Annotated in this window: 13 protein-coding genes; 11 read left to right on the top strand and 2 right to left on the bottom strand. The window is 74.1% G+C overall.

What is annotated here, in order from left to right:
• The first annotated feature begins 18 nt into the window (after positions 1–18).
• The 3 genes from AC5K6T_RS28135 (at position 19) to AC5K6T_RS28145 (ending at position 4,398) form a co-directional block, all read left to right on the top strand.
• Positions 19–1,446, top strand: coding sequence for an NAD(P)/FAD-dependent oxidoreductase (locus AC5K6T_RS28135; protein WP_493213385.1), 1,428 nt, complete (start codon positions 19–21; stop codon positions 1,444–1,446).
• Positions 1,447–2,055: 609 nt separating this feature from the next.
• Complete coding sequence (locus tag AC5K6T_RS28140) at positions 2,056–2,520, top strand: hypothetical protein (RefSeq protein WP_493213387.1); 465 nt, start codon at positions 2,056–2,058, stop codon at positions 2,518–2,520.
• A 78-nt stretch (positions 2,521–2,598) separates the two neighbouring features.
• A complete protein-coding gene (locus AC5K6T_RS28145; RefSeq protein ID WP_493213389.1) occupies positions 2,599–4,398 on the top strand; it encodes a chitinase in 1,800 nt (599 codons plus the stop codon).
• An 8-nt stretch (positions 4,399–4,406) separates the two neighbouring features.
• Here the strand turns inward: AC5K6T_RS28145 and AC5K6T_RS28150 are convergent, their stop codons facing one another.
• Both AC5K6T_RS28150 and gabT read right to left on the bottom strand, forming a co-directional pair.
• Positions 4,407–5,312 (bottom strand): phosphatase PAP2 family protein, encoded by a 906-nt coding sequence (locus AC5K6T_RS28150; protein WP_493213391.1) that lies wholly within the window; start codon positions 5,310–5,312, stop codon positions 4,407–4,409.
• 122 nt (positions 5,313–5,434) lie between these two features.
• The gene (gene gabT, locus AC5K6T_RS28155; protein WP_493213392.1) at positions 5,435–6,769 is read right to left on the bottom strand and encodes a 4-aminobutyrate--2-oxoglutarate transaminase; all 1,335 of its coding nucleotides are present in this window, start codon (positions 6,767–6,769) and stop codon (positions 5,435–5,437) included.
• A gap of 260 nt (positions 6,770–7,029) precedes the next feature.
• Here gabT and AC5K6T_RS28160 point away from each other — a divergent pair, with 260 nt between their 5' ends.
• The 8 genes from AC5K6T_RS28160 to AC5K6T_RS28195 all read left to right on the top strand — a co-directional run bounded on the left by AC5K6T_RS28160 (position 7,030) and on the right by AC5K6T_RS28195 (position 21,718).
• Positions 7,030–9,276: an ATP-binding protein gene (locus AC5K6T_RS28160; protein WP_493213394.1), complete on the top strand. Its 2,247-nt coding sequence runs from the start codon at positions 7,030–7,032 to the stop codon at positions 9,274–9,276.
• Positions 9,277–9,856: 580 nt separating this feature from the next.
• Entirely contained in the window at positions 9,857–11,584 is a 1,728-nt protein-coding gene (locus AC5K6T_RS28165; RefSeq protein ID WP_493213395.1) for a PucR family transcriptional regulator, read from the top strand.
• A gap of 420 nt (positions 11,585–12,004) precedes the next feature.
• Complete coding sequence (locus AC5K6T_RS28170; RefSeq protein ID WP_493213397.1) at positions 12,005–13,450, top strand: aldehyde dehydrogenase family protein; 1,446 nt, start codon at positions 12,005–12,007, stop codon at positions 13,448–13,450.
• Between the two features lie 674 nt (positions 13,451–14,124).
• Positions 14,125–16,056 (top strand): acyl-CoA dehydrogenase family protein, encoded by a 1,932-nt coding sequence (locus AC5K6T_RS28175; RefSeq protein WP_493213398.1) that lies wholly within the window; start codon positions 14,125–14,127, stop codon positions 16,054–16,056.
• 73 nt (positions 16,057–16,129) lie between these two features.
• Complete coding sequence (dxr, locus tag AC5K6T_RS28180; protein ID WP_493213400.1) at positions 16,130–17,404, top strand: 1-deoxy-D-xylulose-5-phosphate reductoisomerase; 1,275 nt, start codon at positions 16,130–16,132, stop codon at positions 17,402–17,404.
• A gap of 8 nt (positions 17,405–17,412) precedes the next feature.
• Positions 17,413–18,705 (top strand): M50 family metallopeptidase, encoded by a 1,293-nt coding sequence (locus tag AC5K6T_RS28185; RefSeq protein WP_493213508.1) that lies wholly within the window; start codon positions 17,413–17,415, stop codon positions 18,703–18,705.
• Positions 18,706–18,944: 239 nt separating this feature from the next.
• Positions 18,945–20,102 carry a flavodoxin-dependent (E)-4-hydroxy-3-methylbut-2-enyl-diphosphate synthase gene (ispG, locus tag AC5K6T_RS28190; protein ID WP_493213402.1) on the top strand — a complete coding sequence of 386 codons (1,158 nt, stop codon included), beginning with the start codon at positions 18,945–18,947 and terminating at the stop codon, positions 20,100–20,102.
• 767 nt (positions 20,103–20,869) lie between these two features.
• Complete coding sequence (locus tag AC5K6T_RS28195; RefSeq protein WP_493213403.1) at positions 20,870–21,718, top strand: GNAT family N-acetyltransferase; 849 nt, start codon at positions 20,870–20,872, stop codon at positions 21,716–21,718.
• Positions 21,719–21,729: the final 11 nt, after the last annotated feature.

Here is a 21,729-nt window from a genome sequence, read left to right on the forward strand (position 1 = left end):
CCGTAGGGAGTTGAAATCATGGCCCCAAGCGCCATGAGCCGTGGCAATCGGTGGACCAGGGCGCTTTCCGACGCCCAGCCGGTCCCGTACTGGCTGGACGACCCCGGCAGGCCTCACCCGGAGCCCGCCCTGACCGGCGCCGAGCACTGCGACCTGCTGGTCGTGGGCGGCGGCTACAGCGGGCTGTGGACGGCGCTGCTGGCCAAGGAGCGCGACCCCGGACGGGACGTCGTCCTGCTGGAAGGCCGCGAGGTGGGCTGGGCCGCCTCGGGGCGCAACGGCGGGTTCTGCGCCGCCTCCCTCACCCACGGCCTGGCCAACGGGCTGAGCCGCTGGCCGGACGAGATCCACACGCTGCAGGAGCTGGGCGCCCGCAACCTCGACGAGATCGAGAAGGCGGTCGCCCGCTACTCCCTCGACTGCGAGTTCGAGCGCACCGGTGAGATCGACGTGGCGACCGAGCCGTACCAGGCGCGGGAGCTGCGCGACTGGCACGAGGAGACGACCCGCCGAGGCCTGGCCGACGGAGTGGAGTTCCTCGACGCCGACGCGGTGCGCGAGCAGGTCGACTCGCCGACCTTCCAGGCGGGCCTGTACGACCGGCGTGGCGTGGCGATGCTGCACCCGGCCAAGCTGGTGTGGGGCCTGAAGCGGGCCTGCGCCCAGCTCGGCGTCCGCGTCTACGAGCACACGCCCGCGCTGTCCCTGAAGCCGTACGGGGCCGGCATGGCGGTGCGCACCCCCTACGGGCAGGTCCGCGCGCGCGCGGTCGCGCTCGGCACCAACGTCTTCCCCAGCCTGGTCAGGCGGGTGCGGTCGTTCACCGTGCCGGTCTACGACTACGCGCTGATGACCGAGCCGCTCAGCACCGCGCAACTCGCCTCGGTCGGCTGGCGCAACCGGCAGGGGCTCGGGGACAGCGCCAACCAGTTCCACTACTTCCGCCTGAGCGCCGACAACCGCATCCTGTGGGGCGGCTACGACGCGATCTACCCCTACGGCGGCCGGGTCCGGGCCGAGTACGACGACCGGCCGGAGACCTACGCCCGGCTCGCCGAGCACTTCTTCACCTGCTTCCCGCAGCTGGAGGGGGTGCGCTTCACCCACGCCTGGGGCGGGGCCATCGACACCTGCTCGCGCTTCTCGGCGTTCTTCGGCACCGCCCACCGGGGCAGGGTGGCCTACGCGGCCGGCTACACCGGGCTGGGCGTGGGCGCGACGCGGTTCGGTGCCGATGTGATGCTGGACCTGCTGGCGGGGGAGCGCACCGAGCGGACGGAGCTGGAGATGGTCCGGCGCAAGCCGCTGCCGTTCCCGCCGGAGCCGTTCGCATGGACCGGAATCGCCCTGACCAAGTGGTCACTGGCCCGCGCGGACGCGCAGGGCGGGCGGCGCAACCTGTGGCTGCGGACGATGGACCGCCTGGGCCTCGGCTTCGACAGCTGATCCGCCGTGGTACGCGTCTGATCCGCCGCGGTACGCGTCGCGGCCGCCCGTCGCCGCACCTGCCGTTGTACCCGGCGCCGTACTTGCCGCTGAGCCCCGTCGGCGCACCTGCCGGTGCACTCGCCGCCGGCCCGCCGCGGACTCCGCCAGGGCCGCCCCCCCCCGCGTCACCGGGGGCGGCCCTGCCGCGCACGGGCCCGCCCTGCCCGCCCCGTCCGCTCCGCCGGGCCGGGCCGTCCGGAGGCCCGCTGCATCCGGGGGAGGCACGGGCGTGGAAGAGCGCCGGGATCGCGGATCGCGGACCACGGACCACGGACCGCGGACCGCGGACCGCGGACCGCGGACCACGGACCGCGGACCACGGACCACGGACCGCGTGGACGACAGACGGTGGGCGCCAGGGCGGACGGCGGACGGCGGACGGCGCGGACACCGGGAAGCGGGCGCAGGGCGGGCGGCCGACGGCGGAGGGCGCAGGGGGAGGCGGAGGGCGCAGGGCGCCGGATGACGGACGCTCGGAAGTCGTCGCCCCAACCCGCGTAACGCTCGGCGGGGGCTCCCGTCTCTCTCGTGACGCGATCCGCGTGCACGAGAGAGGGAGGTCCATTCATGGCTGGGGCGAAGACCGCGGTGGAGTGGCTGGTGTCCGTCGCGCCGGATCCCGGCGCCTGCCGCTGGGAGTGGGAGCGCAACCCCCGCGGGGTCACCCTGCTGCCCGCCGGCAAGGCCTGGGACGTGCTGATCCTGCCGGGCGGACTCGGCTACCCCACCCTCGACGTGCTCACCCGCATCCTCGACCGTCCCGGGCCGGTGCTGGCCGACGTCGCGGGCCACCGGGTGGGGTTCCTGGTCCCGCCGGGCACGGCCGCCCGCTGGATCGGCACCGGCATCCGCTCGGCCGGAGCCGGAGCCTGGATCGTGGTGCCGTACCCGGGCCGCTCCACCGGCGGCGTGCGCTGGCTGGTGCCGCCGGACGGCTCGGGCACGCTCACCGACCCGGCGCTGCTGGAGCTGGCGATGCACGAGGCGGCGGCGGTGCTGGCCCGCGACCGGGAGGGGGACGAGTCGCCGTGAGAGGTCTTGACCACTTAATTGGTCTGGACCAAGCTGGCAGCGTTCCACCCTCCAATCTCCCCCTGCCCGGAGGTACTTGTGGACCGCTCCAGACCACTGGTCGCTCTTCTCACGGCCGCGGTACTTGCCGTACCCGGCCTCACCGCGCTCTCGTCGGCCGCCCGTGCGGCCGACGCCGACCTCGCGCGCAACGGCGGCTTCGAGGCCGGCCTCGACGGCTGGACCTGTACGGCCGCGACGACCGTCACCTCACCCGTGCGCAGCGGCAGCCGCGCCCTGGAGGCCACCCCGGCCGGCAGCGACAACGCGCGCTGCTCGCAGACGGTCACCGTCCGGCCGGACGCGCAGTACACCCTGTCGGGCTACGTCCGCGGCTCGTACGTCCACCTCGGCGCGAGCGGCACCGGCACCACCGACGTCTCCACCTGGACCGGGTCCGCCCCCGACTGGCAGCGCCTGACGACCACCTTCCGCACCGGGCCCGCCACCACCCGTGTCACCGTCTACACCCACGGCTGGTACGGCACCGGTGCCTACCACGCCGACGACATCTCCCTCGTCGGCCCCGGCGGAGCCCCCGGGCAGCCGCCTGCCGCACCCACCGGCCTGACGGTGGGCACCGTCACCTCCAACGCTGTCGCCCTGTCCTGGTCGCCCGTCCCCGACGCCAGCGGCTACGCCGTGCACCGCGACGGCACCAGGGTCCGGACGGTGACCGGCACCTGCGCCACCGTCACCGGACTGACCCCCGCCACGGCCTACTCCTTCCAGGTCAGCGCCCTCAACGACGCGGGGGAGTCGGCCCGCTCGGCAGCGGTCACCGCCACCACCCAGGGGGGCGGTGGGGGCGGCGACTCCTCCGGCCTCCCCCCGCACGCCCTCGTCGGCTACCTCCACACCACCTTCGCCAACGGCTCCGGCTACACCCGCCTGGCCGACGTACCGGACAGCTGGGACGTCATCGATCTCGCCTTCGGCGAGCCCACCTCGGTCACCTCCGGCGACATCCGCTTCCATCGCTGCCCGGTGAACGAATGCCCCGGCGTGGAGAGCGACGCCGAGTTCAAGGCCGCCGTCAGGGCGAAGCAGGCCGCCGGCAAGAAGGTGCTGATCTCCGTCGGCGGGCAGAACGGGCAGGTCCGGCTCACCACCGCCGCCGCTCGCGACACCTTCGTGTCGTCCGTCTCGAAGATCATCGACGAGTACGGCCTGGACGGCCTCGACATCGACTTCGAGGGGCACTCGCTGTCCCTGGACGCCGGCGACACCGACTTCCGCAACCCCACGACACCGGTGATCGTCCACCTGATCTCCGCGCTGAAGACCCTCAAGGCCCGCTACGGCGACTCGTTCGTGCTGACCATGGCTCCGGAGACGTTCTTCGTGCAGATGGGCTACCAGTTCTACGGCACGGGCAGGTGGGGCGGACAGGATCCCCGCTGCGGGGCCTACCTCCCGGTCATCCACGCCCTGCGCGACGACCTGACCCTGCTCCACGTCCAGGACTACAACTCCGGCCCGATCATGGGCCTGGACGACCAGTACCACTCCATGGGCGGGGCCGACTTCCACATCGCCATGACCGACATGCTGCTCACCGGCTTCCCGGTGGCGGGTGACACCGGCAGGGTGTTCCCGCCGCTCCGGCCCGGCCAGGTCGCCATCGGCATGCCCGCCTCGGTCCACGCGGGCAACGGCCACGTCTCCCCCGCCGAGGTGGTCAAGAGCCTGGACTGCCTGACCAAGAAGACCGGCTGCGGTGCGTACACCACCCACGGCACCTGGCCCGCGCTGCGCGGACTGATGACGTGGTCGGTCAACTGGGACCGCTTCGCGGACTGGGAGTTCCAGCGGACGTTCGACGGCTACTTCGGCTGACGGCCGCTTCACTTCGGCTGACGGCCACTTCGCCGGCGGCTGCTTCGGCTGAGGAGCAGCGCGTACCCGGTCAGCAGCACCGCGGACAGGCACCAGCTGGCCACCACGTCCAGCGGCCAGTGCCAGCCGCGCCGGACCAGCCCGAAGGACACGCCGAGGACGAGTGCGGCGTACACCGCCGCGACGGTGCGCCGAGCGGCTGCGGCCGGGAGCCGGGCGGGCCGAGGACGACCAGGCGGCCGTGGACGCCCGGGAGGCCGGTCACGCCCGGGAAGCCAGGGAAGGAGGAGCAGGGCCGCGGCGCCGTAGGCGACGGCCGCGGTGGCGGTGTGCCCGGAGGGGAAGTAGCCGGTGGCCGGCGGTACCGCCGGGGTGCCCGCGCGGTCGGTCAGCGCCTTCACGGGCACGACCAGGGCGGGCACCAGAGCCATCAGCGGCACCGCCGCCGCACCCGGCAGCCACCAGCGGGCGGCGTGGGCGCGGCGCGCCCGCCAGGAGGCGTACGCCGCCGCCACCGCCAGGACGGGCAGCGCGACCTGTGCGTTGCCGAGGTCCGCGAGCAGCTCGGAGAGGCGGTCGGGGCGGACCAGCGCCCGGCTGATCCGCTCGTCGAGGCCGACCAGCGGGCCGTCCGCCAGCACCTGCCAGGTGATCAGGCCGAACAGTGCGGCGGGCAGGACGAGCAGCAGAGGGAGGGCCGGCCGCCCGGGAACAGGGGGGGTGGTTCCGGGGCGGCCGGCCGGACCGGAACGCCGCGCGCCCCGGGGGGTCTGGGGCGGGCGACCGTCCGATCGGTGAGGAGACCCGGAGCTGGAGGCTCCGTCGTTGTGCGCGAAGGCACGAGCAGGTCGGAGCGGGGGAAGCTCCGGACCGGCATCGCCCGCGGTGCCCCACGGGCGGGGTGTATCTCTCATCCGGCACGAACCTACGTCAGGCGGCGGGGCGAGCACAGCCGGAACGGTGTCCTGCCATCCACCCCGCACACCTTCTTCACACGGTCTGCCGGAGCGGCCCGTCGGAGGTGCGGTCCGCTCGCTCAGATGCGCGAGAACGCCTGCTCGATGATGTCCAGGCCCTCGTTCAGCAGGTCGTCGCCGATCACCAGCGGCGGCAGGAAGCGCAGGACGTTGCCGTAGGTGCCACAGGTCAGGACCAGCAGGCCCTCGGCGTGGCAGGCCTTGGCGAGCGCGGCGGTCGCCTCCGGGTTCGGCTCCTTGGTCGTGCGGTCCTTCACCAGCTCGATCGCGATCATGGCGCCGCGGCCGCGGATGTCGCCGATGATCTCGAACTTCTCGGCCATGGCGGTGAGGCGGGCCTTCATGACCGCCTCGATGTTCCTCGCCGCGGTGTTGAGGTCCAGCTCCTTCATCGTCTCGATGGCGCCCAGCGCACCGGCACAGGCCACCGGGTTGCCGCCGTAGGTGCCGCCCAGGCCGCCCGCATGCGCGGCGTCCATGATCTCGGCGCGGCCGGTCACGGCCGCCAGCGGCAGTCCGCCCGCGATGCCCTTGGCCGTGGTGATCAGGTCCGGGACGATGCCCTCGTCCTCGCAGGCGAACCACTGGCCGGTGCGGCAGAAGCCGGACTGGATCTCGTCCGCGACGAACACGATGCCGTTGTCGTTGGCGAACTTCACGATCTCCGGCAGGAAGCCCTTGGCCGGCTCGATGAAGCCGCCCTCGCCCAGCACGGGCTCGATGATGATCGCGGCGATGTTCTCCGCGCCGACCTGCTTGGACATCTGGTCGATGGCCTGCTTGGCGGCCTCGGGACCCGCGTTCTGCGGGCCGGTCGGCCAGCGGTAGCCGTAGGCGACCGGCACGCGGTACACCTCCGGCGCGAACGGGCCGAAGCCGTGCTTGTACGGCATGTTCTTCGCGGTCAGCGCCATCGTCAGGTTCGTCCGGCCGTGGTAGCCGTGGTCGAACACGACGACCGCCTGGCGCCTGGTGTACGAGCGGGCGATCTTGACAGCGTTCTCGACGGCCTCGGCGCCGGAGTTGAACAGCGCGGTCTTCTTGGCGTGGTCGCCCGGGGTGAGTTCGGCGAGGGCCTCGGCGACCTCCACGTAGCCCTCGTAGGGGGTGACCATGAAACAGGTGTGCGTGAAGTCGGCGAGCTGGGCGCTCGCGCGGCGCACGACGGCCTCCGCGGAGGCCCCCACGGAGGTGACGGCGATGCCGGAGCCGAAGTCGATCAGGCGGTTGCCGTCGACGTCCTCGATGATGCCGCCGCCGGCGCGCGCGGTGAACACGGGCAGCACCGAACCCACGCCCTGGGCCACCGTGGCGACACGGCGGGCCTGAAGCTCCTGCGACTTCGGGCCGGGGATGGCGGTGACGACGCGGCGCTCCTGTGGAACTGCGGTCATGAGGGCTCCTGGGGGGTCTTGCGGACACTTTCCTTCTTTTGTCGCAGGCTAGGGCGGGCGGCGAGGGCTGGGCATGCTCCATGTGGGCGTTTTCGCCGCGCGTCGTTGTCCGCCGTGGACATAGAGTCCGCTGAGGCGCTCCGGCGCAGGTGGGGAGACCGGCTGGCGCGTCCCCGGCCCGGCAGCGGTGAACTGCCCTGGAGAGAGCGTTAGATTGACCGCTGATGACGGACCGAACGGCTGGTCAGGGGGCAAGGGCGATGAACAGCGACGGGACCCAGGACGCACGGGGCACCCAGGCCGGTCCGGTGCCGCGTCCGGCAGCGCCCCCCGAGATCCCCCCGGCGCCCCCCGAGCCGTCCCCGGCCGCCGTGCAGACGCCGCCGGCCGACGGCAGGGCCCCGTTCGCCCGGGAGGCGGCCCAGGCCCCGCCCGAGCCGCCCGCGGCTGCCGCGCAGGCGCCCGCGGTCCCGCCCGGGCTGCCTCCGATGCCCGCGGCCCCGCCGCGCACCGACGGCTCGGGATTCCTCGCCTGGCTGCGCACCCCCCGCCCGGACGCCGCCCCGGGCGTGTGGCGGCTCGGCCACCGGCCCCGTGCCGCCGAGGAACCCGAACAGGTGCCCGCCCGCCAGCTCCTCAGCGGCGCACTGATCGCCTTCCTCGTCGGCTGGCTGCTGTGGTCCCTGCTGCAGAACGGCTACCTCGGCGGCTGGTGGATACTGCCGCTGGAACTCCTCGCCCCCGACTCCTGGCTCGGCAGCGACAGCCGCGTCGGCAACGCCGTCCTCTACAACGGGTACACCCTTCTCATCGCCCTGCTGATCATGCTCGGGGTGGGGCGGCTGGGACGGTGGGGCGAGGTGTGGCGCCGCTTCGCCGCCCCGCACCTGCGCCGCCGCGAACCCGAGCAGCCCGCCCCGGCCGCCGAGGAGGACCCCGCCCAGTGGCCGCAGCTGCGCGCCGCCGGGGCGGATCCGGCCGCGGAGCGGCTCGCCGGCGACGCCCGCACCGGGCTCATGCGGGACGTCGACCACGCCCGGATCAGCCGCGCCTGGCAGGGCGTGCGCACCGGCCGGTTCCCGCTCGACGCGTTCACCGGCACCGTCCTCAGGGACGGCGCCGCCGCCTGCCCGCATCCCTCCGGCGACCGCGACCTGCCCGCCCGCCACGCCCGCCACGACCTCGTCACCGGCCAGGTACGGCTCGGCACCACCGCCGACGACCCCCGCAACCCCTACGCCTACCGCGGCACCGGTCTCGCCCTCGACCCCGGCCTGCTGGGCACCTCGCTGGTGGCTGTCGGTCCGGCCGGCTCCGGCAAGACCGGCAGTCTGGTGCGGCCGCTCACCGAGTCGCTGTGCCTGCACGCCCTCGCCGGGCGCGCCGCCGTCGTCGCGGTCGGCGCCGCCGGCGCGGGGCTCGGCCCGGCCGACGCCTTCGACGTCGTCGTCCGCATCGGCAACCCCGAGTCCGTCCACGACCTCGACCTGTACGGCGGCACCACCGACCCCGACGAGGCGGCCGCCGTGCTCGCCGAGGCGCTCGCCGGCGACCTCGCCGACCCGCACCCGGGCGGCGACAGCCGCCGCGCCACCACCGTGCTCGCGCAGCTGCTGGGCCCCTTCAGGGCCGTGCACGGCCGTTTCCCGGGCGTCCCCGAACTGCGCGGGCTCCTGGACGGTGACCCGGCCCCGCTGGCCGAACTGCGCCGCGCTCTGACCGAGTCGGGACAGGAGTCCCTGCTGCGTGAACTCGACGCGCGCGAACGTCAGCTCCGGCAGCCCGGCGACCCCGGGGCGACCCTCGCGGACCGGATCGCCCTGCTCGACCGCCCCGCCTTCGCCGGCTTCTTCGACACCTCCGGCCAGACCCGGCCCTTCTCCTGCAAGGCCCTCGACCATCCCGTACGGGTCCGCATCGACCTGCCCGAACGCGGCCACGCCGACGCCTCCCGGATACTGGCGCGGCTGGTTCTCGCCCAGTTCACCGCCAGCACGGCGGTACGGGAGGACCGCTCGCTGTTCGCCTGTCTCGTGCTGGACGACGCCACCGGGGTCGTCACCCCCGAAGCCGTCCGCGGCATCCAGCGGCTGCGGTCGGCGAACGCCGGCGTGGTGCTGACCCTGCGCACCCTCGACGACGTGCCGCGGCCGCTGCGCGGACCGCTGCTCGGCGCGACCGGCTGCCGCATGGCCCTGTCCGGGCTCACCCCGTGGGACGGGCAGGACTTCGCCGAGGTGTGGGGCAAGGAGTGGATCGAAGCCCGGGACGTCACCGACCGGCAGATCATCGCCGAGACCCCGGCCGGCAAGGCCGTGCACATGCTGCGCCGGGTCATCACCGGCAAGGCACCCACCGCCCGGGCCGTCACGGTCCGCCAGGTCGAACGCGAACGCTGGTCCGCGTCGGAGCTGGCGCACGCGGTGCCGCCGGGGCACGCGGTGCTGTCCCTGACCACAGTGAGGGGGGAGCACGCGCCGCCGCTGCTGGTGGACCTGCGCGGCTGAGGCCGAGCGCGGGCGGCCCTCGGCGCCGGCGTCCGCCGCGGCCGAGCCCGCCCCGCGCGGGGCGTCGCACGGGACGGGGCGGTACGTGTCTCAGGGGCTGCCTCGATCGGCACGCCGTCTGCCGTCTGCCGGGCGTCGGGCGTCGGGGCGGGGCGAGTGCCGGGCGGAAGCCGGGGCGTGGGGCGTGCGGCGCCCCTCGTCCGGCCCGCACCGCGCGGGGCCGGAGCCGGTCGCACACCGTGCGCCAGGCCGGCGGGCCCGGTCGGGGCGTGTGTGCCCGGCGGCGCCGTCGGGCCGGACCGGGTCCTGCCCAGCGCACCCCGAGGGCCGAGGCCGCGTCGTGCCGTGCGCTGTGAGGGCTGGGCACGGCCGCACGGCGCCCCGTCCCCGACCCGGCCCATCCGCACCCGGGGCATCGTACGGTGAGGCAGAATTGGCGAAGGCCGTTCATACGCGGCGGCCAAGTGATCGGGCCCTGCCCCACCTGAGGCGCCCCCTGCCCCGCACCCTCACCCCGCACCCTCGCCCCGCACCCTCGCCCCGCACGCCGCCCCGCACCAGAAGGACACCTGAAGGCCCCATGCCCCCCACGCTCGCCTCGCTCGTCCACCACTCCGCGCTCAAGCTGGCTGTGAGGGCGGGCGGGGACCGCCTGGACGTGCCCGTGCGCTGGGCCCACGTCAGCGAACTCGCCGACCCCGTGCCCTACATGGAGGGCGGTGAGCTGCTGCTGGTCACCGCGCTGAAGCTGGATGCCGAGGACCCCGAGGCGATGCGCCGCTACGTGCGGAGGCTGGTCGGTGCGGGCGTCGTCGGACTGGGCTTCGCGGTCGGCGTCAACTACGACGAGATTCCCGCCGCCCTCGCCGACGCCTGCGCCGAGGAGGACCTGCCGCTGCTGGAGGTGCCCCGCCGCACCCCCTTCCTCGCCATCACCAAGGCCGTGTCCGCCGCGATCGCCGCCGACCAGTACCGCGCGGTCACCGCCGGATTCGCCGCCCAGCGCGAACTGACCCGGCAGGCGCTCGGCGACGGCCCCGAGGGCCTGCTCGGCGCGCTCGCCGCCCAGCTCGACGGGTGGGCCGCGCTCTACGACGCCTCCGGCGCCGTCGTCGCGGCCGCGCCGGAGTGGTCGGGCCGGCGCGCCGCGCGCCTGGTCGCGGACGTGGAGCGGCTGCGCGAGCGGCCCGCGCCCGCCAGTTCCGTGGTCGGCGGACCCGAGCACGAGGACCGGGTCGAACTGCACTCCATCGGCACCGGCCGACGCCCCCGCGGTGCCCTCGCGGTCGGCACCGCCGCCCCACTGGGCACCGCCGAGCGCTACGCCGTCCACTCGGCCATCGCCCTGCTCACCCTCACCACCGAGCGCTCCCGCTCGCTGCAGGCCGCGGAGCAGCGCATCGACGCGGCCGTGCTGCGCATGCTGCTGGCCGGTGAACCCGACCACGCCCGCGCGGTCGCCGGGGATCTGTACGGGCAGCTGCTCGACGCCCCGTTCCGGGTCGCCGTCGCCGAGTGCGCGGGGCCCGCCGCGGAGCGCGCCGAGGCGCTCGGTGCGCTCGCCGAACGGGTGGAGTCGGCTGCCGCCCGGTCCGGGGAGTCGGTGCTGGCGGTCCCGGACGGGGAGCGGCTGGTGGTGCTGGCCGCGGACGGCGGCGCGGCCGCCGCCGCGTGCCTCGATCATGCGGCGGACCGGGAGGCGCTCCGCGCGGACGGCGCCGACTACACCGCCCCCGGCGCCCCCGGCGCACGCGGTGGATCAGCCGGACGCGAGCTGATGCGCGAGCCGGTGCGCGAGCAGGCCGGACGCGACGTGTCGCCGCACGAGGCGTCAGGGCACGTCCGGTCCGCCGCCGGGCGCGAGGCGGGTCCCGGGGACGGCGAGGACCTCGTCATCGGGCTGTCCGCCCCCGCCGGCCCGATCGCGGCGGCCGCCGCCTACAAGCAGGCCGAGCAGGCCCTCTCGGTGGCCCGCAGACGAGGCCGTGTCCTCGTCGGGCACGAACAGCTCGCCGCAGGATCGGTGCTGCCGCTGCTGGCCGACGACGCCGTGCGCGCGTTCGCCGACGGACTGCTGCGCGCCCTGCGCGAGCACGACGCCACCGGCCGCGGCGACCTCGTCGCCTCGCTGCGGGCCTGGCTGTCCCGGCACGGCCAGTGGGACGCGGCCGCCGCCGACCTCGGCGTTCACCGGCACACCCTGCGCTACCGGATGCGCCGGGTCGAGGAGATCCTCGGCCGCTCCCTGGACGATCCGGACGTCCGCATGGAACTGTGGCTGGCCCTCAAGGCGACCGCGCCGGACTGAGCGCGCGGCCGAGGGCCTCGTCGGAGCAGCGGACCGAAGCCGAGGAACCGAAGGGCTGGAGCAGGGCGCCGGATCCGGGTGCACGGCGAAGACGGCGGCCGCTCCGGAGGCATCCGGAGGCGCCCGGAGACGCCCGGAGACGCCCGGAGACGCCCGGTGGTGTCCGGTGGTGTCCGGTCGCCTCCGGGGCGCGCTCGCCGCACTGTCCGAAGGCCCCGGGGACGTCCGGTAGGGGAACTCCGCACGGTCCGACGGCGCCCGTCGCGGCACCGGCACCGGCACCGGTCCCGACAGGACCGCCAAAGCGGAGCACCCGTCCCGCCGACTGCTACGGATCGGACAAGCCCGCGCCCGTCGCCCCCCGCCTACGGTGGACCACGTGACGCACGCACTCCTCCTCGCGGAAGGGCCGGGACTCGAATGACCGCCACCCACGCCTTCTGGCTCGCCGGCCGTCAGGCCACCGGCACGGACACCTTCGACGTGACCAATCCGTACGACGGCCGTCTCGTCGGCACGGTCAGCGTCCCGACCGAGGCGCAGGTCGAGGAGGCCGTCGCCGCCGCGCACGCGGTGCTCGACGAGTTCGCCGCCACACCGGCGCACGTCCGCGCCGCCGCCCTGGACCACGTGTCGCGGCGGCTGGCCGAGCGCACCGAGGAGATCGCCCAGCTGATCTCCGCCGAGAACGGCAAGCCGGTCAAGTGGGCGCGCGGCGAGGTCGGGCGCGCCGTGTCCGTCTTCCGCTTCGCGGCCGAGGAGGCCCGCCGCTTCAACGGCGGCGAGGCCCAGCGTCTGGACACCGACGCGGGCGGTGTCGGCCGGCTCGGCCTGACCCGCCGGTTCCCCAAGGGCGTCGTGCTCGGCATCGCGCCGTTCAACTTCCCGCTGAACCTGTGCGCCCACAAGATCGCCCCGGCCATCGCCGTCGGCGCGCCGATCATCCTCAAGCCGGCCCCCGCCACCCCGCTGTCCGGTCTGGTCCTGGGCGAGCTGCTCGCCGAGACGGACCTGCCGGCCGGTTCCTGGTCGGTGCTGACGGTCCCGAACGAGGCGATGCCCGCCCTCGTCCAGGACGAGCGCCTGCCGGTCATCTCCTTCACCGGCTCCGACACCGTCGGCTACGCCATCCAGCGCTCCGTGCCGCACAAGCACTGCACCCTGGAGCTGGGCGGCAACGCCGCCGCCGTCGTCCTCGGCGACTGGTCCTCCGAGGCCGACCTGGACTGGGCGGCGGCCCGCATCGCCACGTTCTCCAACTACCAGGCGGGCCAGTCCTGCATCTCCGTGCAGCGTGTCATCGCCGACGCCTCCGTCTACGACCGGCTGGCCGAGAAGGTCGTCGCCGCCGTCGAGGCTCAGGTCACCGGCGACCCGGCGGCCGACGCCACCGATGTGGGCCCGCTGGTCAGCGAGGACGCCGCCCGGCGCGTCGAGTCCTGGGTGAACGAGGCCGTGCAGGCCGGGGCCAAGCTCCTCACCGGCGGCACCCGCGAGGGCGCCACCGTCGCCCCGACCGTGCTCGCCGACCTGCCCGAGGGTGTCGCCCTCGCCACCGAGGAGGTCTTCGGCCCGGTCCTCAGCCTGCACCGGGCCGACGGCGAGGCGGAGGCGTTCGCCGCCGTCAACGACTCCAAGTTCGGCCTCCAGGCGGGCGTCTTCACGCACGACCTGCAGACCGCCTTCCGCGCGCACCGGGCCCTGGAGGTCGGCGGCGTGATCGTCGGCGACGTCCCGTCCTACCGCGCCGACCAGATGCCCTACGGCGGCGCCAAGCAGTCCGGCGTCGGCCGCGAGGGCGTGAAGTACGCCATGGACGACTACACCTACGAGCGCGTCCTGGTCCTCACCGGCCTCGCCCTCTGACCCCACCCGGAGAACCCGGCGGCCGGAGCCCACTGTGCGGGGGCTCCGGCCGCCGGCCCGTCCCGTACCCGGACGCCCCTCGGGCAGCGCCGCCCTCCCCGGCCGCGTACCCGGACGGCGCCGTCGACCGACCTCGTGGACGGCACGGCGACGGCGCGCCGCCCGTGCCGGAGCCGGCGGGACCGGCCGGCGACGCCGTGACAGCGGGCCCGTGCCGGCTCCCGGGGACCAGGGGAAGTCCACCCCCGGTCCTCCCGGTCCTCCCGGTCCTCCCGGTCCTCCCGGTCCTCCCGGTCCTCCCGGTCCTCCCGGTCCTCCCGGTTCTCACGGTTCTCCCGGCCGCTCACCACGCGCGCGTGCGGCGGAACCCGGCCGGCAGGTCGCAGCAGCCCACTGGCCGCCGTGCACCAGGCGCGGGCGGCAGAACCGGGGCTGCGGCACCTGCCGACGGCCCCGCCGCGCCGACGGCCCCCTCGCGGGCGTACGACCGGATCTCCACCGGTTCAACGACGCGGCCAGCGCGACGGCCCCCTCGCGCACGTACGACCGGCTGGTCGGCGGCCGTACGCGCGCGAGGACTGGTGGAGGCATCCGGTTTCAGGTACATACGTTCCGGTAGCACCGATCGGTAACGCACGGTCCCCCAGACCCCTCACCGCGGCGAGGTGACCCTCATGTCCGCAGCACCGCCCGCCCGCACCGTCTCCGAGCGCGAGGCCCGCCAGGTCGCCGAGGCCGCCCGGGAACAGGACTGGCGCAAGCCGAGCTTCGCCAAGGAGCTGTTCCTCGGGCGCCTGCGCCTCGACCTCGTCCACCCGCACCCCCTGCCCGCCGACGACGACGTCCGGCGCGGCGAGGAGTTCCTCGCCCGGCTGCGCGACTTCTGCGAGACGAAGGTCGACCCGGCCGCCATCGAACGCGACGCCCGGATCCCCGACGAGGTCGTCCACGGCCTCAAGGAACTCGGCGCGCTCGGCATGAAGATCGGCTCCGAGTACGGCGGCCTCGGCCTCACCCAGGTCTACTACAACAAGGCCCTCGCCCTGGTCGGCTCCGTCAGCCCGGCCCTGGGCGCGCTGCTCAGCGCCCATCAGTCCATCGGCGTACCGCAGCCCCTGAAGATGTTCGGCACCCAGGAGCAGAAGGACGCCTTCCTGCCGCGCTGCGCCCGCACGGACATCTCCGCGTTCCTCCTCACCGAGCCCGACGTCGGCTCCGACCCCGCCCGGCTCGCCACCACGGCCGTGCCCGAGGGCGACGAGTACGTCCTCGACGGGGTGAAACTGTGGACCACCAACGGGGTCGTCGCCGACCTCCTGGTCGTGATGGCCCGGGTCCCGGAGTCCGAGGGCCACCGCGGCGGCATCACCGCCTTCGTGGTGGAGGCCGCCTCCGACGGCATCACCGTGGAGAACCGCAACGCCTTCATGGGCCTGCGCGGCATCGAGAACGGCGTCACCCGCTTCCACCGGGTCCGGGTGCCCGCCGCGAACCGCATCGGCCCCGAAGGCGCCGGCCTCAAGATCGCCCTCACCACCCTCAACACCGGCCGGCTGTCCCTGCCCGCCATGTGCGTCGGCGCCGGCAAGTGGGCCCTGAAGATCGCCCGCGAGTGGTCCGGGGTGCGCGAGCAGTGGGGCCGGCCGGTCGCCCTGCACGAAGCCGTCGGCTCCAAGATCAGCTTCATCGCGGCGACCACCTTCGCCCTGGAGGCGGTCCTGGACCTGTCCTCGCAGATGGCCGACGAGGACCGCAACGACATCCGCATCGAGGCCGCCCTCGCCAAGCTCTACGGCTCCGAGATGGCCTGCCTGATGGCCGACGAACTGGTCCAGATCCGCGGCGGCCGCGGCTTCGAGACCGCGGATTCGCTGCGCGCCCGCGGAGAACGCGCCGTCCCCGCCGAGCAACTCCTGCGCGACCTGCGCATCAACCGCATCTTCGAAGGCTCCACCGAGATCATGCACCTGCTCATCGCACGCGAGGCCGTGGACGCCCACCTGCGCGTCGCCGGCGGCCTCATCGACCCCGACGCCTCGCTCGGCGACAAGGCGCGGGCCGGCGCGAAGGCGGGCGTGTTCTACGCCAGGTGGCTGCCCAGGCTGGTCGCCGGACCCGGCCAGCTCCCCACCGCGTACGCCGACTTCCGGCACGAGGTGGACCTCTCCGTGCACCTGCGCCAGGTGGAGCGGCACGCCCGCAAGCTCGCCCGCAGCACCTTCTACGGCATGTCCCGCTGGCAGGGCCGCATGGAGACCAAGCAGGGCTTCCTCGGCCGGGTCGTCGACATCGGCGCCGAACTCTTCGCCATGAGTGCCGCCTGTGTCCGCGCCGAACTCCTGCGCCGCCGCGGCGAGCACGGCCGCGAGGCCTACGAGCTCGCCGACGCCTTCTGCCGCCAGGCCCGCATCCGGGTGGACGAGCTCTTCGACCGCCTGTGGACCAACACCGACGACCTGGACCGCACGGTCGTCAGGAGCGTCCTGGAGGGGCGCCACACCTGGCTGGAGGAGGGCATCGTCGATCCGTCCGGGGACGGCCCCTGGATCGCCGACGCGGCCCCGGGCCCGGCCACCCGGGAGAACGTGCACCGCACCATCAGATGAGGAAACCGGGCGTGTCGCCCCGCGAGGGGGACACCCCGTCCGCGGTGCCGGCGCTTGCGGCCACAATGGGGGCATGAGCGACAGCCCAGCCCCCCTCGCGGACCCGCACCTCGTCTACGACCCCGTGGCCGCAGCCGGGCCGAAGGACCTCGTCCTCCTCGGCTCCACCGGATCCATCGGCACGCAGGCCGTCGACCTCGTCCTGCGCAACCCCGACCGGTTCCGGGTGACCGGCCTGTCCGCGAACGGCGGCCGGGTCGACCTCCTCGCCGAGCAGGCGAGGCAGCTGCGGGTGCGGACCGTCGCCGTGGCCCGCGAGGACGCCGTCCCCGCCCTGCGCGAGGCCCTGGCCGTCGCGTACGGCACCGGTGAGCCGCTCCCCGAGATCCTGGCCGGGCCCCACGCCGCCACCCACCTCGCCGCCTCCGAGAGCCACACCGTCCTCAACGGCATCACCGGCTCCATCGGACTCGCCCCCACCCTCGCGGCCCTGGAGGCGGGCCGTACCCTCGCGCTCGCCAACAAGGAGTCGCTCATCGTGGGCGGCCCGCTCGTCAAGGAGCGTGCCAAGCCCGGCCAGATCATCCCCGTCGACTCCGAGCACGCCGCCCTCTTCCAGGCGCTCGCCGCGGGCACCCGCGCCGACGTCCGCAGACTCGTCGTCACCGCCTCCGGAGGCCCCTTCCGCGGCCGTACCAGGGACCAGCTCGCGCACGTCACCGTCCAGGACGCCCTCGCCCACCCGACCTGGGCGATGGGCCCGGTGATCACGATCAACTCCGCCACCCTGGTCAACAAGGGCCTGGAGGTCATCGAGGCGCACCTGCTCTACGACCTTCCCTTCGACCGTATTGAGGTCGTCGTCCACCCTCAGTCGTATGTTCACTCGATGGTGGAGTTCACGGACGGATCGACTCTGGCGCAGGCCACGCCCCCCGACATGCGCGGCCCGATCGCCATCGGTCTGGGCTGGCCGGAGCGCGTCCCCGACGCCGCGCCCGCCTTCGACTGGAGCAAGGCCTCCACCTGGGAGTTCTTCCCGCTCGACAACGAGGCCTTCCCCTCGGTGAACCTCGCCCGGCACGTCGGCGAGATCGCGGGCACGGCTCCGGCGGTGTTCAATGCCGCCAACGAGGAGTGCGTGGAGGCCTTCCGGTCCGGCGCGCTGCCCTTCAACGGGATCATGGAGACTGTCACCCGGGTCGTCGAGGAGCACGGCATCCCGGACACGGGAACTTCACTGACCGTGTCGGACGTCCTCGAAGCGGAGACCTGGGCACGGGCACGAGCCCGGGAACTGACGGCGCAGAAGGCACAGACGGCACAGACGGCGGAGGCCCGTGCATGACGACCCTGATGTTCATCCTCGGCATAGTGGTCTTCGCGGTCGGCCTGCTCTTCTCGATCGCATGGCACGAGCTGGGCCACCTCTCCACGGCCAAGCTGTTCGGCATCCGCGTGCCGCAGTACATGGTGGGCTTCGGCCCCACCCTCTGGTCGCGGAACAAGGGCGAGACCGAGTACGGCATCAAGGCGATCCCGTTCGGCGGCTACATCCGCATGATCGGCATGTTCCCGCCCGGCCCCGACGGCCGGCTGGAGGCCCGCTCCACCTCACCCTGGCGCGGCATGATCGAGGACGCCCGCTCGGCCGCCTACGAGGAACTCCAGCCGGGCGACGACAGCCGCCTCTTCTACACCCGCAAGCCGTGGAAGCGGGTCGTCGTGATGTTCGCGGGCCCCTTCATGAACCTGGTGCTCGCCTTCGGACTGTTCCTCACCGTGCTGATGGGGTTCGGCATCACCCAGCAGACCACCACCGTCAGCTCCGTCTCCCCGTGCGTCATCGCGCAGACCGAGAAACGCGACACGTGTGAGAAGTCCGACCCGGCCTCGCCGGCCTCCGCCGCCGGCATGAAGGCCGGGGACAGGATCGTCGCCTTCGACGGCGTGCGCACCGACGACTGGAACACCCTGTCCGACCTCATCCGTGACAGCGCGGGCAAGGACGTCGCCGTCGTCGTCGACCGGGACGGCCGCGAGGTCACGCTGCACGCCGAGATCGCCACCAACCTCGTCGCGAAGAAGGACTCCGCCGGGGCCTACGTCCAGGGCGAGTACGTCAAGGCGGGCTTCCTCGGCTTCAGTGCCGCCGACGGCGTCGTCACGCTGGGCTTCGGCGACTCCCTGACCTGGATGGGCGACCGCGTCGGCGACGCCGTCGACTCCCTCGTCGCCCTGCCGTCCAAGGTGCCCGCCCTGTGGGACGCCGCGTTCGGCGACGGCCCGCGCGAGGCCGACTCCCCGGTCGGCATCGTCGGCGCCGCCCGCGTCGGCGGTGAGATCGCCACCCTCGACATCCCGGCCTCCCAGCAGCTCGCCATGTTCGTGTTCCTGCTGGCCGGGTTCAACCTCTCCCTCTTCCTGTTCAACATGCTCCCGCTGCTGCCCCTGGACGGAGGCCACATCGCGGGCGCCCTGTGGGAGTCGCTGCGCCGCAACACCGCCCGGGTGCTGCGCCGCCCGGACCCCGGCCCCTTCGACGTGGCGAAGCTGATGCCGGTCGCCTACGTGGTCGCCGGGGTCTTCGTCTGCTTCACCCTGCTGGTGCTGGTCGCGGACCTGGTCAACCCGGTTCGCATCTCGTAGGGACCGCTCGCCCCGTTCCCGCCGCCCGCCCACCGGGGCGCGGGGCGGGAACGAGCCGGACGACCCCCCGTCACCTCCGGTTCACGGCGGCCGGACACCCTCGGTGTCCGGCCGCCTTCCATCGGGCGGTTCGCAGGCGCGAGGTGATCGGTGCGCGCCGTGTGCCGTAATCTCGAAGCCTGGAGCCCGCCGCAGACACGGGTCCGGACCTTGATCCACGACTTGGGGTTGCACAGCAGATGACTGCTATTTCTCTCGGTACGCCGTCCGTTCCGACCAAGCTCGCCGAGCGGCGCAAGAGCCGGCGGATCCAGGTCGGCTCCGTGGCGGTCGGCGGTGACGCGCCGGTGTCGGTGCAGTCCATGACGACGACGCGGACCTCCGACATCGGTGCCACGCTCCAGCAGATCGCCGAGCTGACGGCGTCGGGCTGCCAGATCGTACGGGTGGCGTGTCCCACGCAGGACGACGCGGACGCGCTGGCGACGATCGCCCGCAAGTCGCAGATCCCGGTGATCGCGGACATCCATTTCCAGCCCAAGTACGTGTTCGCCGCGATCGAGGCCGGCTGTGCGGCCGTGCGCGTCAACCCGGGCAACATCAAGAAGTTCGACGACCAGGTCAGGGAGATCGCCAGGGCCGCGAAGGACCACGGCACCCCGATCCGGATCGGGGTCAACGCCGGTTCTCTGGACCGGCGGCTGCTGGAGAAGTACGGCAGGGCCACGCCTCAGGCCCTGGTGGAGTCGGCGCTGTGGGAGGCGTCGCTGTTCGAGGAGCACGGTTTCCACGACATCAAGATCTCGGTCAAGCACAACGACCCGGTGGTGATGATCGAGGCCTACCGGCAGCTCGCCGCCCGGTGCGACTATCCCCTGCACCTGGGCGTCACCGAGGCCGGCCCGGCCTTCCAGGGCACGGTGAAGTCGGCCGTGGCGTTCGGCGCGCTGCTCTCCGAGGGTATCGGCGACACCATCCGTGTCTCGCTGAGCGCGCCGCCGGCCGAGGAGGTCAAGGTCGGTATCCAGATCCTGGAGTCGCTGAACCTCAGGGAGCGTGGTCTGGAGATCGTCTCCTGTCCGTCCTGCGGCCGCGCCCAGGTCGACGTGTACAAGCTCGCGGAGGAGGTGACCGCCGGTCTCACGGGTATGGACGTCCCGCTGCGGGTGGCGGTCATGGGCTGCGTGGTCAACGGGCCGGGCGAGGCCCGCGAGGCCGACCTCGGTGTCGCCTCCGGCAACGGCAAGGGGCAGATCTTCGTCAAGGGCGAGGTCATCAAGACCGTCCCCGAGTCGAAGATCGTGGAGACCCTCATCGAGGAGGCCATGAAGCTGGCCGAGCAGATGGAGCAGGACGGCGTGACCTCCGGCGAGCCCTCGGTCTCCGTCGCGGGCTGAGCCTCGCGAGCGCGCGGCCCGGGAGGTCTCGTCGCCCGGCCGCGCGCCGGCCCGCCCGGCACCGTCCGCCTGGCACCGGTCCGGCCCGCCTCACCTCCGGCCGCGCCGTGCCGTGTCGCGCCGTGCCGCGCCGTGCCGCGCCGTGCCGTGCTGTGCCGCGCCGTGCCGTGCTGTGCCGCGCCGTGCCGTGCTGTGCCGCGCCGTGCCGTGCTGTGCCGCGCCGTGCCGTGCTGTGCCGCGCCGTGCCGCGCCGTGCCGTGCCGTGTCGCGCCGTGCCGTGCCGCCCCGTGTCGCGCCGTGTCGCGCCGCCCCGTGTCGCGCCGTGTCGCGCCGCCCCGTGTCGCGCCGTGTCGCGCCGTGTCGCGCCGCCCCGCGCCGCCCGGCACCGTCCGCCCGGCCGCGTGCCCGTCCCCTCGCGCCGCCGCACGTGCCCGGGCCGCAGCCCCGCCTGCCCCCGCCGCTCGACGCAGGCGCGGGCGGGCGGGGCGCTCACCCGAGGCAGTCGCCCCTGACCACGACAGGCCGGCCTCCCGCCCGACGACGACCCGCCGCATCGGCCTTCCGCTCCGATCGGGCCCCGCCTCTCGCCTGCCCCGCCCCGTGCCGGTGCGCCCCGTCCACGGGCCGGCGCCGCCCGGTCCCGCCGTGAGCGGACGGACGGCCCGCCCTGCCCGGCCGACCGGGCAGGGCGGGCGGGGCGGGGCGCGGCCAGGTCCGCGGGGCTATAGTGCGGAGGATCAGCGGAATCCCAGCGTGAGGCCCCGTACGTGTTGACCCAGACCACCTCGCGGGTGCTCGAACCGAGCGACCTGGATGCCGCGCTCGCCGTCCTGAACCGCGAGCCGGTCACGAACGCCTTCGTGACCTCCCGCGTACACGTCGCCGGCCTGGACCCCTGGCGCCTCGGCGGCGAGATGTGGGGCTGGTACGAGGACGGCATGCTCACGTCCCTGTGCTACGCGGGCGCCAACCTCGTGCCGATCTGCGCCACGCCGCGCGCCGTCCGCGCCTTCGCCGACCGCGCCCGCCGGGCCGGCCGCCGCTGCTCCTCCATCGTCGGCCCAGCCGAGTCCACCGCCGAGCTGTGGAGCCTGCTCGAACCGCACTGGGGCCCCGCCCGCGACATCCGCACCCGCCAGCCACTGATGATCACCGACCGGCTCCCCGCCGACATCGCGCCGGACCCGTACGTCCGCCGTGTCCGCAAGGACGAGATGGAGACGATCATGCCGGCCTGTGTGGCCATGTTCACCGAGGAGGTGGGCGTCTCCCCGCTCGCGGGCGACGGCGGGCTCCTCTACCAGGCCCGGGTCGCCGAACTCGTCGGCTCCGGCCGTTCCTTCGCCCGCATCGACGAGTACGGCAAGGTCGTCTTCAAGGCGGAGATCGGCGCGGCCACGGACAGTGCCTGCCAGATCCAGGGCGTCTGGGTCGCCCCCGAGTACCGCGGCAAGGGCCTCGCCGCCCCCGGCATGGCCGCGGTCCTGCGCTTCGCCCTCGCTGACGTCGCCCCCGTGGTCAGCCTCTACGTCAACGACTTCAACACCGCCGCCCGCAGGACCTACCGGAGCGTCGGCTTCGAAGAGGTGGGCGCGTTCATGAGCGTGCTGTTCTGACGCACCCCCCT

Source organism: Streptomyces sp. B8-7 (assembly GCF_058833805.1).

Coding starts and splice junctions, on each gene's coding strand:
- dxr (WP_493213400.1), top strand. CDS start 16,130: ATGAGCGACAGCCCAGCCCCCCTCGCGGACCCGCACCTCGTCTACGAC.
- AC5K6T_RS28135 (WP_493213385.1), top strand. CDS start 19: ATGGCCCCAAGCGCCATGAGCCGTGGCAATCGGTGGACCAGGGCGCTT.
- AC5K6T_RS28150 (WP_493213391.1), bottom strand. CDS start 5,312: ATGAGAGATACACCCCGCCCGTGGGGCACCGCGGGCGATGCCGGTCCG.
- AC5K6T_RS28185 (WP_493213508.1), top strand. CDS start 17,413: ATGTTCATCCTCGGCATAGTGGTCTTCGCGGTCGGCCTGCTCTTCTCG.
- AC5K6T_RS28165 (WP_493213395.1), top strand. CDS start 9,857: ATGCCCCCCACGCTCGCCTCGCTCGTCCACCACTCCGCGCTCAAGCTG.
- AC5K6T_RS28160 (WP_493213394.1), top strand. CDS start 7,030: ATGAACAGCGACGGGACCCAGGACGCACGGGGCACCCAGGCCGGTCCG.
- AC5K6T_RS28175 (WP_493213398.1), top strand. CDS start 14,125: ATGTCCGCAGCACCGCCCGCCCGCACCGTCTCCGAGCGCGAGGCCCGC.
- ispG (WP_493213402.1), top strand. CDS start 18,945: ATGACTGCTATTTCTCTCGGTACGCCGTCCGTTCCGACCAAGCTCGCC.
- gabT (WP_493213392.1), bottom strand. CDS start 6,769: ATGACCGCAGTTCCACAGGAGCGCCGCGTCGTCACCGCCATCCCCGGC.
- AC5K6T_RS28170 (WP_493213397.1), top strand. CDS start 12,005: ATGACCGCCACCCACGCCTTCTGGCTCGCCGGCCGTCAGGCCACCGGC.
- AC5K6T_RS28140 (WP_493213387.1), top strand. CDS start 2,056: ATGGCTGGGGCGAAGACCGCGGTGGAGTGGCTGGTGTCCGTCGCGCCG.